General features: G+C 63.4%; 12 protein-coding genes. 6 read left to right on the plus strand and 6 right to left on the minus strand.

Annotated elements, in window-relative coordinates:
- Positions 1-46: 46 nt before the first annotated feature.
- Both EI171_RS05600 and EI171_RS05605 read right to left on the minus strand, forming a co-directional pair.
- Complete coding sequence (locus EI171_RS05600; protein ID WP_011083447.1) at positions 47-490, minus strand: cyclic nucleotide-binding domain-containing protein; 444 nt, start codon at positions 488-490, stop codon at positions 47-49.
- 58 nt (positions 491-548) lie between these two features.
- The gene (locus EI171_RS05605) at positions 549-1235 is read right to left on the minus strand and encodes a response regulator transcription factor (protein WP_008142830.1); all 687 of its coding nucleotides are present in this window, start codon (positions 1233-1235) and stop codon (positions 549-551) included.
- Positions 1236-1438: 203 nt separating this feature from the next.
- Between EI171_RS05605 and EI171_RS05610 the strand changes: the two genes are divergently transcribed.
- Both EI171_RS05610 and EI171_RS05615 read left to right on the plus strand, forming a co-directional pair.
- Positions 1439-2008 (plus strand): L,D-transpeptidase, encoded by a 570-nt coding sequence (locus tag EI171_RS05610; protein WP_028174988.1) that lies wholly within the window; start codon positions 1439-1441, stop codon positions 2006-2008.
- Positions 2009-2014: 6 nt separating this feature from the next.
- Positions 2015-2800, plus strand: coding sequence for a 2-keto-4-pentenoate hydratase (locus EI171_RS05615; RefSeq protein WP_028174989.1), 786 nt, complete (start codon positions 2015-2017; stop codon positions 2798-2800).
- 143 nt (positions 2801-2943) lie between these two features.
- Here the strand turns inward: EI171_RS05615 and EI171_RS05620 are convergent, their stop codons facing one another.
- The gene (locus EI171_RS05620) at positions 2944-3633 is read right to left on the minus strand and encodes a YggS family pyridoxal phosphate-dependent enzyme (protein ID WP_161532801.1); all 690 of its coding nucleotides are present in this window, start codon (positions 3631-3633) and stop codon (positions 2944-2946) included.
- A 108-nt stretch (positions 3634-3741) separates the two neighbouring features.
- Between EI171_RS05620 and EI171_RS05625 the strand changes: the two genes are divergently transcribed.
- Positions 3742-5439, plus strand: coding sequence for a diguanylate cyclase domain-containing protein (locus tag EI171_RS05625; protein ID WP_028174991.1), 1698 nt, complete (start codon positions 3742-3744; stop codon positions 5437-5439).
- A gap of 15 nt (positions 5440-5454) precedes the next feature.
- Here the strand turns inward: EI171_RS05625 and EI171_RS05630 are convergent, their stop codons facing one another.
- Positions 5455-6111 carry a hypothetical protein gene (locus tag EI171_RS05630; protein WP_161532802.1) on the minus strand — a complete coding sequence of 219 codons (657 nt, stop codon included), beginning with the start codon at positions 6109-6111 and terminating at the stop codon, positions 5455-5457.
- 41 nt (positions 6112-6152) lie between these two features.
- Positions 6153-7523: a tetratricopeptide repeat protein gene (locus EI171_RS05635; RefSeq protein ID WP_161532803.1), complete on the minus strand. Its 1371-nt coding sequence runs from the start codon at positions 7521-7523 to the stop codon at positions 6153-6155.
- Positions 7524-7812: 289 nt separating this feature from the next.
- Between EI171_RS05635 and leuS the strand changes: the two genes are divergently transcribed.
- From leuS to holA, 3 genes are all read left to right on the plus strand, one after another.
- A complete protein-coding gene (gene leuS / locus EI171_RS05640) occupies positions 7813-10437 on the plus strand; it encodes a leucine--tRNA ligase (RefSeq protein ID WP_161532804.1) in 2625 nt (874 codons plus the stop codon).
- Entirely contained in the window at positions 10424-10975 is a 552-nt protein-coding gene (lptE, locus tag EI171_RS05645; RefSeq protein ID WP_011083455.1) for an LPS assembly lipoprotein LptE, read from the plus strand. Before leuS ends, lptE begins: the two co-directional genes overlap by 14 nt.
- A gap of 110 nt (positions 10976-11085) precedes the next feature.
- Positions 11086-12114, plus strand: a complete 1029-nt coding sequence (gene holA / locus EI171_RS05650; protein ID WP_028174995.1) for a DNA polymerase III subunit delta — start codon at positions 11086-11088, stop codon at positions 12112-12114.
- A 48-nt stretch (positions 12115-12162) separates the two neighbouring features.
- On the opposite strand, the gene EI171_RS05655 is transcribed toward holA, so the two are convergent.
- Positions 12163-13050 carry a ParB/RepB/Spo0J family partition protein gene (locus tag EI171_RS05655; RefSeq protein ID WP_038965125.1) on the minus strand — a complete coding sequence of 296 codons (888 nt, stop codon included), beginning with the start codon at positions 13048-13050 and terminating at the stop codon, positions 12163-12165.
- Between the last annotated feature and the right edge of the window lie 84 nt (positions 13051-13134).

Genomic DNA, 13134 nt, shown 5'->3' on the forward strand with positions numbered 1-13134 from the left:
GGATTCCGGGCTCGCGACTTCGTCGCGCCCCGGAATGACAGGGGCCTCAGGTCGTCAGCTTCGCACCGGCCATCAGGATATCGCTCGCGATCTGGCTGGAGCGAACTGCGAATTCGTCGCGCAGGCGAACGGCGGCGGCGGGGTCGCTTTCGAGCACGCGCTGAAACAGGCTGCGCGCGACGCGGATGACGGAGGAATGCTCCAGCGCGATCGCGCTCGACGGCCGCTTCATCGGCACCACCAGCGCGAGCTCGCCGATCAGCGCGCCGGGACCCACGGTCATCTCGGCGCCGGCGCCGTCTTCGACCCGGAAGGCGCCGCGCTGGACCACGAAGCCGGCATCGGCGTCGTCGCCGAGATTGAACAGGATGTCGCCGCGGACGAAGTCACGCTGCTCGGAGCCGATCGCCAGCATGCGCAACGAGGCGTCTCCCAACAGGCGCAATGTCGGGACCCGCTCGAGAAGCGCTACGTCGTCGTCAATTGACATTCAGATCCGAGGCTCAAGGGCACGCGATCTAAAACGATTCGCACGCCCCCAAAGCGTATCACGGCACCAGCTTGTAGCCACCGGCTTCCGTTACCAGGATCTCCGGGTTGGCGGCGTCCTTCTCGATCTTCTGGCGGAGGCGGTAGATGTGGGTTTCCAGCGTGTGGGTGGTGACGCCGGAATTATAGCCCCAGACCTCCTGGAGCAGGGTCTCGCGCGACACCGGCATCTGGCCGGCGCGGTAGAGGAAGCGGAGGATGGCGGTTTCCTTCTCCGTCAGCCGGACCTTGCGCGCATTGGCGGCGGTCAGCATCTTCGAGCCGGGCCGGAAGCTGTAGGGGCCGACCGAGAACACCGCGTCCTCGCTGGCTTCGTGCTGACGGAGCTGCGCGCGGATACGGGCCAGCAGCACGGCGAAGCGGAAGGGTTTTGCGACGTAGTCGTTGGCGCCGGATTCCAGGCCCAAAATCGTGTCGGAATCGGTGTCATGCCCGGTCAGCATGATGATGGGGGCTTTGAAGCCGCCCTTGCGTAAGGAGCGGACCACCTCGCGGCCATCGGTGTCGGGCAGGCCGACGTCCATCAGGACGAGATCGGGGGAATTGGCCTTCGCGGCGCTCGCACCCTTGGCGCCGGTATCGACGGCGGAGGCTTCAAATTCTTCGTGCAGCGATAATTGCTCCACCAACGTATCGCGCAGATCGGTATCGTCATCCACGATCAGGATCTTGCGGGCATTGGCCATAGGGTATCATCCTTTTGGGGTCCGGCTCGGCGCGCATGCATGCCGCGCCCAGCCGCGAGGGGAAGTTTAGGGGTCGCCGTTATTATTGTTGTTCGTGTTGAAGTAGTGGGCTGTTACCGATTCACAAGCCAGAAGCACTCTAACCTAGAATAGCAGGGCGTTTTGATGAATGTCCTGTAATGAATGCGACATCGCACGGTCACATGAAAAACAACGCTGCTTCAGCTACTTACACCAAAAATCGAGGCGCCGGACCGCTGTCCGCGATCCGCGTTAAGCCTGCCGCCGGTAATCCGCGCCGCGGCTGGCTGACGGCCGGAGCGCTGACGATTCCGGTGGCGCTGGGGCGGGGCGGTATTCTCGCCAACAAACGCGAGGGCGACGGCGGCACCCCGAGGGGCAGCTTCCGACCGCGGCGACTGTGGTGGCGGGGCGACCGGCACAGCCGGCCGCAAACCTTCCTGCCGGCGCGGATCATCACCGGCGAGGACGCCTGGTGCGAGGATCCCCGGGACCGTCACTACAATCAGGGAATCCGGCTCGGCGAGGGGCAGGGCGGTGACCGGCTCAAGCGGGCCGACCATCTCTATGACTTCATCATCGAAATCGACCACAACACGCGCCCGCGCATCGCCGGCCGCGGCAGCGCGGTGTTTCTGCATCTGGCCCGCGACAATTTCGGGCCGACCGCGGGCTGCGTCTCCATGACCAAATCCGCGATGCTGCAATTGCTGCGGCGGATCGGCCCACGAACAAGAATCATCATCGGGTGAGGGCCCATGCTCGAGAAGGATCAGATCGCCGCCGCATCGCGCATCCTCGTCCGACATTGGCGTGACGGCACCAAGCTCGACGCACTGGAGAGACATCTGCGGCCGCAGACCCGCGCCGAGGGCTACGCCATTCAGGCCGCGCTCGAAGCGCAATCGCCCGGAAAGCTGTTCGGCTGGAAGATCGCGGCAACGAGCTTGTCCGGACAGAAGCACATCAATGTCACGGGACCGCTGGCCGGGCGCATCATGAGCGACACCGTGATCGCCGATGGCGGCACCGCGTCGATGAAGGGCAACGCGATGCGCGTCGGCGAGCCGGAATTTTGCTTCCGCATGGGACGCGATCTGGCGCCGCGCGCGGCGCCGTTCGCCGTCGACGAGGTGCTGGGCGCCGTGGACAGCTTCCATCCCGCGATCGAGATTCCGGATTCGCGCTTTGTCGATTTCGCCGGCGCCGGCGAGGCGCAGCTCATCGCCGACAATGCCTGCGCGCATCTGTTCGTGCTGGGCGCGGCGACGCCTGCGAACTGGCGCGGGATGGATCTCGTCGAAGAACGGCCGCAGATCACGCTGCGCGGCGAGCGCTACATCGGCCATGGCAAGAACGTGCTCGGCGATCCCCGTGTTGCACTCGCCTGGCTCGCCAACGAGCTGCGCGGACTCGGCATCACCTTGCGGGCAGGGGAGGTGGTGACCACAGGCACCTGCCATCCGCCGCTGCCGATCCAGGCCGGCGATCACTTTGCGGTGGATTTTGGCGTGTTGGGAAAGGTGTCGGTGGGGTTCGAATAATCACTGCTGTCGTCCTGGCGAAGGCCAGGACCCATACCGCGTGATCTCTCGATTCCGCTCCGTTGCAATACCGACGGCCAATCTTCGCCAAACCACTCCCTGGGGTAATGGGTCCTGGCTTTCGCCAGTACGACCCAAGACAATTATCTATGCCCGAAGATCGCGCTTCCCACGCGCACATGCGTGGCGCCGAGCATGATGGCGGTGGCGAAATCCGCGCTCATGCCCATCGAGAGATTCTTCAAGCCGTTACGCGCGGCGATCTTGGCGGTCAGCGCGAAATGCGCCGCCGGCGGCTCGTCGACCGGCGGGATGCACATCAGTCCGGAGATCGTCAGTCCATAGGTATCGCGGCAGCTTGCGAGGAAGGCATCGGCCTCGCCGGGCGCGACGCCGGCCTTCTGTGGCTCCTCGCCGGTGTTGATCTGGACGAAGAGCTGCGGGTGCTTTTTCTGGGATTCGATTTCCTTGGCTAACGCCTGGCAAATGCTCGGGCGGTCAACCGAATGGATGGCGTCGAACAGCGCGACCGCCTCTTTCGCCTTGTTGGATTGCAGCGGCCCGATCAGATGCAGCGCGATATCGGGGTAAACGGACGTTAACGCCGGCCACTTGCTTTTGGCCTCCTGCACCCGATTCTCGCCAAATACGCGCTGTCCGGCGGCGATGACCGGGGTAATTGCATCCGCGTCGAAGGTCTTCGACACCGCGATCAGCGTGACCGAGGCGCGATCGCGCCGCGCGTCCTTGCAGGCGCGGGCGATTTCGGCTTCGACCGCGGCGAGCGCGTTTGGTGAATGGCCGGTTACCGGCGCGGCGTTGGCTTCTGTCATGACGTCGATTGGCTGTGGTCGTAACCGAGGTAAGTCCAATTTTACCGAGTTCAAGAAAGAGTTTTTGAACCCTTCGCTTTACCTTGGCCCATGGGGTGGGCAGCGAAGATGGCAAACGTCAGTTTCAACCGTAAGCGAGCAAAACTCAAGCAGGTCCTTGGAATCCGGGCGCGGCTTGCGTTACTCGCCGTGATTCTGGTGGCGCCCTTGATGCTCGAGCGCATCCGTTCGCTCGAGAACACGCGCACCAGCCAAATCGCGCAGGCCGCGGCCGAGTTCAACACCGTCGCAAGGCACAGCGCCGATGCGCAGCGCGAGGTGATCTCGTCGGTCGAGACCATCCTGAAATCGGAAGCCTTCATCCGCGCCTCCGCCGGCGGAATCAGCAAGAGCTGCGACGTGCTGCGCGCGAGCCTGCCGTCGAATCTCCCCTGGATCCGCACGCTTCTGATCGCCGGCCAGGACGGACGCATCCAGTGCGCCACCAACAACATGTATGTCGGCCTCGATCTCAGCGACCGGCCTTACTTCCAGCAGGCGCAGGAAACCGGCCGTTTCGTGCTGAGCGACTTCATCCTGTCGCGGCCGGTGCCGTCACCGACCGTCATGGCGGTCTATCCGGTGTCCGCCTTCAGCGGCGTCGCCGATGCCGTCGTGCTCGCCACCGTCAACCTCGACTGGATGTCGAAGGTCATGAGCAATCTCGGTGGTCGCGCCGGCATCACCGCCGTGCTGGTCGACAGCGCGGGCACCGTGCTGGCCGCCCCCGCCGACCAGCACAGCGCGGTCGGCCGTCCCCTCGACAACATGCCGCTGATGTCCGCAATCGCCGACAAGGCGCTGCGGTCGGACCAGGACGAGGGCTCGCTGTCCTTCCTCGCCGCCGACGGCTCGCGCCGCGCCGTCAGCTACATCCGCATCGCCGGCACAAATGCCCGCCTGATCGCCAGCATCGACGAGGACAAGGTGTCTGCGGCCGTGAGCCGCGATATCCGCACCGCCTATCTCCAGCTCGCTTTCGTGGTCCTGTTCGTCCTGCTCGGCGCGCTGATCGCCGCCGAGAAGCTGGTGATCAAGCCGATCGAGATGCTTGCCGACATGGCCAAGCGCCTCGGCGAGGGCGATCTGTCGGCACGCGCGGCGCGCAATCGCCTGCCGGCCGAATTCGTGCCGCTGGCCCGCGCGTTCAACGCGATGGCCGCGCAATTGAGCCAGCGCGAGCGCGAGCTGATCGCGAGCAACGACCGGCTGACGGTAATGGCCTCGATCGACATGCTGTCGGGCCTAGCCAACCGCCGCGGCTTCCAGAGCCGGCTCGACTTCGAATGGATGCGCGCGCAGCAATATGGCAGCGACCTCGCGCTGCTGATGATCGACGTCGACCACTTCAAGCTCTTCAACGACACCTACGGCCATCTCGAAGGCGATTCCTGCCTGACCCGACTCGGCGAGTCGCTGTCCGGTATCGCCGCCGACACGATGGGCTTTGCGGCGCGCTATGGCGGCGAGGAATTCTGCCTGCTGCTCCCGAACACCGACGTGGACCGCGCCGTGGAGATCGGCGAACTGGTGCGTGCGGCCGTGCTGAGGCTCTGCCTGCCGCACATCACGTCCGCCCACATGATCGTCACCGTCTCGATCGGCGTTGCCGCAGCGAAGCCCAACGAGGCCTTGCGACCCGGCGACCTGATCGAAGCCGCCGACGCCGCCCTCTACGCCGCAAAACACCGCGGCCGCAACAACGTCGTCGAGCACGGCGTGCAGGCGATTGAGACCGGCGCAGCGGACATGATGATGGCGGGCTGACGGCCGGCTGCAAGACTACCGCGGAGATATCGTTTCGAGACCGCGCTCCAGCTTTTGCGACAGCTCGGAGACCGACGGCGCATTTTGTCCCCACTTGACGGGTGGATGAATCTTCGTCGGAGGACCCTTTGTCAGACTAACACGCTTAAGGAAATTGTTCGTGTTGTCGCTGCTCATCATTTGCTTGAGAGGGATAAAGCCGATCCCCTCGGGAAAAATGAGTCTGATCGAATCAGTGTCGCTGTTGAGCTCGGCAAACCTCATCGTAATCAGATAGGTCTGATCGTCCGTTTGCTTGAAATCATATGCATAGGGCTGAATCCGTATCTGCTCCGCAGAGTTGGTGGTGTAAGGCCTGCTTACGCTGTCGTCCGATTCGACGAATTGAACCAAGGCTTCGACCGTCCAATAGGGACGCTGAAGACCTCGCACATACTCAATCGTCGGCTCGAGAAACTTGAAGAAGCCGAGCGCCAGGATCGCGAAGTAGAAGCCGGCCGCTCCGCCCGCTTTCACTGCAACTCCCAGTATCTTCCATTGCGTATCAACCGGCGCGTTGGGAAACAGCCGGTAGATCATAACCGCAGGAAGCAGGGGTACGACCGCCCAGAAGATGTAAGTGACGCACAATGCGAGGAGCAGGACGACATCCCGGCTGAGCAATTCGTTCATTTGCCAACCCTCCAATATATGGAGCGACTTGTTTCGTAATCTTACCGAATTCCTAGTTTCTTGAAATCGTCGGCGACGGTGCTGCTGATCGCCTTGGCCGCATTAATATCTTCTTCGCCGCCGGCACGATCGCCAAGCTTCAACTTGCTGATACCGCGGCCATAGAGGGAGTTCTCATCCTTCGGACTCATATTGAGCGCCCGATCATAGTCCTCGATGGCCTGGGCTAGATTTCCCGACTTGAGGTTGACAAGACCGCGGCTATTTGACGTGACGGCGCTGTTCGGCCGCAATGAAAGCGACCGGTCGCAGGCATAGAGTGCCGTTTTCAGCTGATCTATGATGCCAAGAGCCCAGCACAGATTATTCCATGTCTCGGGATCGTTCGGGTTCAATTGTGAGGCTTTGGTGTAGTCGTCCGCAGCTTGTTTATATTCCTCTCTTTGGTCGTGAACGTACGCGCGCCCAAAGAATGCGCTCGCGGATTTCGGGTCGAGCGCGATCGCCCGATCGTAGTCATTGAGCGCCAGGTCGGTTTGATTCTTCAAACGATGGGCCCGACCCCGTCCAATGTAGGGATTTACATAGGTTGGAACGAGCTCGATCGCGCGGTCGCAATCCTTCAAGGCATTGTCCGCGTCTTTTAAGCTGTTGTAGGCCGAACACCGATTATTCAGGGCATAGACGAACGTCGGATCGAGATCGATCGCCGCGCTGAAGTCCTTGATCGCACGATCCAGGTCATGCAGTCGCAGGTAGATCAAGCCCCGATTGTTAAGCGCCTGAATGCTCTTGCCGTCGAGTTTGAGGACCTGGCCATAGACTTCAATTGCGCGCCCGTAGTCTTCTATGGACGAATAAGAGAGAGCGGCACCGAAGAGCGCAGCCGTTGAATTCTTGTCGAGCGCGATGGCGCGCTCGTAGTCTATGATTGCCTGACTATGCAGATTCTTCAGGCGGTAGGCGTTGCCCCTGCTCACGTAAGCACTTGTGTAGTTTGCGTTCAGGTTGATGGCGTTGTCGCAATCTTCGATCGCGCGATTGAATTCGCGCTTTCTGACGTAGACGGCGCACCGATTGCTGAAAGCATTCGCATATTGCGGGTCAACCTTGATTGCCTCGCCGTAGTCCTGGATTGCTTTGTCGAAATCGTTTGCGCGACTGGCGAGAAAGCCACGGTTCAGATAGAGGACAGCCAGATCGTGGCCCTGAAGGCTCCCCGATTTGATTGCGGCAGTGCACGCATCTGGTGAGATGAGCGGGTCGATCTTTTTGCAGGTCTCGACGTCGTCTGCGGCAGCCGCGCACAGTCCGCTCGCTAGCAGAGCGGCCAGCCAAGCCCATGGCCTGAGATTTTTACGCAGCGCGCAAATGGGCACTTCCGGGCCCCCTTGTCGACGCCCGTACCACACGCATGCTCCGCCTAGACTGCAGCTAAGGATCGCGCGGGCGAGCCTCTGCGGAAACTGTTGTGGTCAGGCAAATTATTGTTGCCACTTCAGCTAACGTCGTCGCTGTCAGGGCGAAAACCAGTAACACTCTCAAAAATCGCTTCATGGCGTATACGATGGTGAAATACGACTAGGGATTGTGTTCCCGGTGCCGTTGGTTGTCAATACTCATCCGTTGACCCCACGGTCGCTTTTATGGCCTAGTCCGGCCACTTCAGACCGCCGAACCCACGAAAAAACCAACGATTCCATGACCTCCGAACGCTATAACGCCCGCGATTCCGAACCGCGCTGGCAAGCCGCCTGGGACGAAAAGGCGATCTTCGTCTCCAAGAACGACGATTCGCGGCCGAAATACTATGTGCTGGAGATGTTCCCCTACCCGTCGGGGCGCATCCATATCGGCCATGTCCGGAACTACACGCTCGGCGACGTGCTGGCCCGCTTCATGCGCGCCAAGGGGTTCAACGTGCTGCATCCGATGGGCTGGGACGCTTTCGGCCTGCCGGCCGAGAACGCCGCGATCGAGCGCAAGGTCGCCCCGAAGGCCTGGACCTACGACAACATCGCCGCGATGAAGAAGCAGCTCCGCTCGATCGGGCTGTCGCTGGACTGGAGCCGCGAGATCGCGACCTGCGATCCCTCCTATTACAAGCACCAGCAGAAGATGTTCCTGGACTTCCTGCGTGCGGGCCTTGCCGAGCGCGAGAAGCGCAAGGTGAACTGGGACCCGGTCGACATGACCGTGCTCGCCAACGAGCAGGTGATCGACGGCAAAGGCTGGCGTTCCGGTGCCATTGTCGAGCAGCGGGAAATGAATCAGTGGGTCTTCAAGATCACGAAGTACTCGCAGGAGCTCTTGTCCGCGCTGGATACGCTCGACCGCTGGCCCGACAAGGTGCGGCTGATGCAGCGCAACTGGATCGGCCGCTCCGAAGGCCTCCTGGTGCGCTTCGCGCTGGATCCGGCGACGACGCCGGCCGGCGAGAGCGAGCTGAAGATTTTCACGACGCGCCCCGACACGCTGTTCGGCGCCAAGTTCATGGCGATCTCGGCCGATCATCCGCTGGCGACGGCCGCCGCCGCGAAGGACCCGAAGCTTGCGGAGTTCATCGCCGAGATCAAGAAGATCGGCACCGCGCAGGAGATCATCGACACCGCGGAGAAGCAGGGTTTCGACACCGGCATCCGCGCGATCCATCCGTTCGACCCGAGCTGGAAGCTGCCGGTCTATGTCGCCAACTTCGTGCTGATGGAATACGGCACCGGCGCGATCTTCGGCTGCCCCGCGCATGACCAGCGCGACCTCGACTTCGTCAACAAGTACAACCTCGGCAACACGCCGGTGGTGTGCCCCGAGGGCCAGGATCCGAAATCGTTCGTCATCACCGACACCGCTTATGACGGTGACGGCCGCATGATCAATTCGCGCTTCCTCGACGGCATGACCATCGAGCAGGCCAAGGATGAAGTCGCAAAACGCCTCGAAAGCGAGCTGCGCGGCAACGCGCCAGTCGGCGAGCGTCAGGTGAATTTCCGCCTGCGCGACTGGGGCATTTCGCGCCAGCGCTATTGGGGCTGCCCGATCCCCGTCATCCATTGCCCGACATGCGATGTGGTGCCGGTGCCGGACGCCGACCTGCCGGTGAAGCTGCCTGACGATGCGACCTTCGACAAGCCGGGCAACGCGCTCGATCATCATCCGACCTGGAAGCACGTCACTTGCCCGCAATGCGGCGGCAAGGCGCAGCGCGAAACCGACACCATGGACACCTTCGTGGACTCGTCCTGGTACTTTGCGCGCTTCACCGATCCCTGGAACGAGAACGCGCCGACGACGCCCGCGGTCGCCAACCGGATGCTGCCGATCGACCAGTATATCGGCGGCGTCGAGCACGCGATCCTGCATCTGCTCTACAGCCGCTTCTTCACCCGCGCGATGAAGGCGACCGGGCACGTTGCGCTGGACGAGCCGTTCGCCGGCATGTTCACGCAGGGCATGGTGGTGCACGAGACCTATCAGAAGGCCGACGGGTCCTATGTGCAGCCGGCCGAGGTCAAGATCGAACTCGGCGGCAACGGGCGCCGCGCAACCCTGCTGGCGACGGGCGAAGACATCCAGATCGGCGCGATCGAGAAGATGTCGAAGTCGAAAAAGAACACCGTCGACCCCGACGACATCATCGAGACCTACGGCGCCGACGTCGCGCGCTGGTTCATGCTGTCGGACTCCCCGCCCGACCGCGACGTGATCTGGAGCGACGAGCGCGTCCAGGGCGCCTCGCGCTTCGTGCAGCGGCTGTGGCGGCTGGTGAACGATTCCGTCGAACTCGGCAAGGCGGCGCTGGCGGCCCGGCCGGCCTCGTTCGGGGCGGACGCGACCGCCTTGCGCAAGGCCGCCCATGGCGCGCTGGACAAGGTCACCACCGGGATCGAGCGGCTGCACTTCAACGTCTGCCTCGCCCATATCCGCGAATTCACCAATGCGTTCTCCGAGGTCCTCCAGCGCCCCGGCCAGCCGGCCGCGGACTTGGCTTGGGCGATCCGGGAGGCCAGCCAGATCCTGGTCCAGCTGTTCTCCCCGATGATGCCGCATCTAGCCGAGGAGTGCTGGCAGGTGCTGGGCCAGAAGGGGCTGGTTTCGGAGGCCAATTGGCCCCAAATCGAACGCGATTTGCTGGTTGAAGACAGCGTGACCCTGGTGGTCCAGGTCAACGGCAAGAAGCGGGGTGAGGTCTCAGTTGCAACAGCGGCCCAGAATCCGGAAATCGAGGCTGCCGTTTTGGCCCTCGATGCGGTAAAGCTGGCGCTGGACGGCAAGCCCGTCCGCAAGGTGATCATCGTCCCCAAGAGGATCGTGAATGTTGTCGGCTAGGATCCGCATCGCAGCCCGTTTGCTGGCAGTCGTCGCTCTGGCGGCGCTGACGGCCGGCTGCTTCCGGCCGATGTATGCCGAGCATACTGACGGCACCCCCGGCTTGCGTGAGAAGCTGATGGGCGTCGAGCTGCCCCCGATCCCCAAGCCCAACGCCTCCCGCGAGGCCCGCGTCGGCGTCGAGGTCCGCAATGCTCTCGCCTTCAAGCTGTACGGCACGGCCACGGGCATGCCGCCGACTCACCGCCTGGAGATCCGCTTCACCTCCAGCCGGTCGTCCCTGATCATCAGCCAGGCAACGGGACTGCCGACCAGCGAGAATTACGGCATCGACGCCCAGTACAACCTGATCGAGGTCGCGAGCGGCAAGTCGGTGATGACCGGCACGACGTTCTCGCGCGTGTCCTATGACAATCCCGGCTCCTACCAGCGCTTCTCCCGCAACCGCGCGGTGCGCGATGCGGAGGATCGTGCCGCCAACGAGATCGCCGAGAACATCAACACCCGGCTCGCCTCGTTCTTCACCGCGGGCAGCTAGTTCACATTCCCGTCGTTCCGGGGCGCGCGTGGTGCGAACCCGGAATCTCGATTCCCAACCACTGGATTCCGGGTTCGCGCTACGCGCCCCGGAATGACGATCTAGGCCCGATGGTCGCGCTGCGTGGAAAAGAGATCGACGCCTTCCTCGCCCGCCCCGACGCGGGCCGGCCGATCGTCCTGCTCTATGGTCCCGACGCCGGGCTGGTGCGTGAACGCGCCGACGCGCTGATCGCCTCCGCCGTGGACGACCCCAACGATCCGTTCTCGCTGGTCAGGCTCGATGGCGACGAGCTGTCCGCCGAGCCGTCGCGCCTCGTCGACGAAGCCATGACGGTGCCGCTGTTCGGCGGCCGACGCGCCATCCGCGTGCGCGCAGGCTCGCGCAGCTTCGCCAGCGGCATCGACACGCTGGCCGAGATGGGCGTGAAGGATTGCCGCATCGTGATCGAGGCCGGCGAGCTGCGCCCGGAATCGCCGCTGCGTAAGGCCTGCGAGCGCGCCAAGACGGCCGTGGCGATCGGCTGCTATCCCGACACCGAGCGCGACTTGGCCAAGCTGATGGACGACGAGCTTCGCATCGCAAACTTGCGCATCGCGCAGGATGCCCGCGCGGCACTGATGTCGTTCCTCGGCGGCGACCGCCAGGCCTCGCGCAACGAGCTGCGCAAGCTGACGCTCTATGCACATGGCAAAGGCGAGATCACGCTGGAAGACGTGATGGCGGTGGTCGCCGATGCTTCCGAACTGAAGCTCGATCCGATCGTCGACGGCGCCTTCGCCGGCCGGCCCGACATTGTCGAGACCGAGTTCGCCAAAGCCATGATCGCCGGCACCTATCCCGGCGTGATCATCTCGGCCGCGCAGCGCCAGGCCGCGTGGCTGCACAAATCCGCGCTTGCGATCGCCGACGGCCAGCCTGCCTCCGCCGTGCTCGACGGCGGCTTTCCGCGGCTGCACTTTTCGCGAAAGCCGGCGGTGGAGACGGCGCTGCGCAATTTCAGCGTGGCGCGGCTCGCCGCCATCATCGAGCAGCTCGCAACCGCCGCGCTCGACACCCGCAAGCAATCCACCCTCGCTGCCGCCATCGCCCAGCGCACGCTGATGGCGATCGCCGCGAACGCCAAGCGGCGGGGCTAAGTCCAGCTCTCTCCGCGCGTGATCGCGAGCCCGGAATAACGGCGAAGACTACAGCGCGCCCTTCGCCAACCGCTTCATGACTTCGTCGAGCTGGTCGAGGTTGCGGTAGTTGATCTGCACGGAGCCGCCGGGGTCGCGGTGATTGACGGTGACCTTGAGACCGAGCGCGTCGCTGACACGCTTTTCGAGATCGATCGTGTCGGGGTCCTTTTCCTTCCCCCCGGTGCTGCGCGCCTTCTGCGGCTTGCGCTCCGGCACGCCCTCTTCATGCGCGAGCGCCTCGGCCTGGCGGACGTTGAGACCCTCCTCGACGATGCGCCTGGCGGCGGCAAGCGGATCGGGCACGCCGATCAGCGCGCGGGCGTGACCGGCCGTCAGCTGGCCGGTCGCGATGAAGGCCTGCACCTCGGCCGGCAGCTTCGTCAGCCGCATCATGTTGGCGACGTGGCTGCGGCTCTTGCCGACGACTTTCGCGATGTCATCCTGGCTGCGTTTGAACTCATTGGCGAGCGCGTGATAACCCTGCGCCTCCTCCATCGGATTGAGGTCTTCACGCTGCACGTTCTCGATGATCGCGAACTCCAGCGCATCGCTGTCGCTGATGTCGACCGGCACGATCGGCACTTCATGCAGGCCTGCCATTTGCGAAGCGCGCCAGCGCCGTTCGCCGGCGATGATCTCGTAGCGGTCCTGCGCGCCCTTCACCGGACGCACCACGATCGGCTGGATCACGCCGTGCTGCCGGATCGAATCGCTGAGCTCCTTGAGCTCGGTTTCCGAAAAGGTGCGGCGCGGGTTGCGCGGGTTGGGCTTGATGAATTCGATCGGCACCTTGCGCTGCGCGCGCGGACGATCGACGTGCTGAGCCTCGCCGCCGACGTCACCGATCAGACTTGCAAGACCCCGGCCCAGTCGCGAACGCGCTTCGTCGGCCATCGCCAGCTCCCTTGGATTCACGGTGCAGCACTCCAGAACTGAATTATCGTAGGGTGGGCAAAGCGAAGCGTGCCCACCGATTGT

Origin of the sequence: Bradyrhizobium sp. LCT2 (assembly GCF_009931255.1) — a bacterium.
Taxonomy (GTDB): Bacteria; Pseudomonadota; Alphaproteobacteria; order Rhizobiales; family Xanthobacteraceae; genus Bradyrhizobium; species Bradyrhizobium diazoefficiens.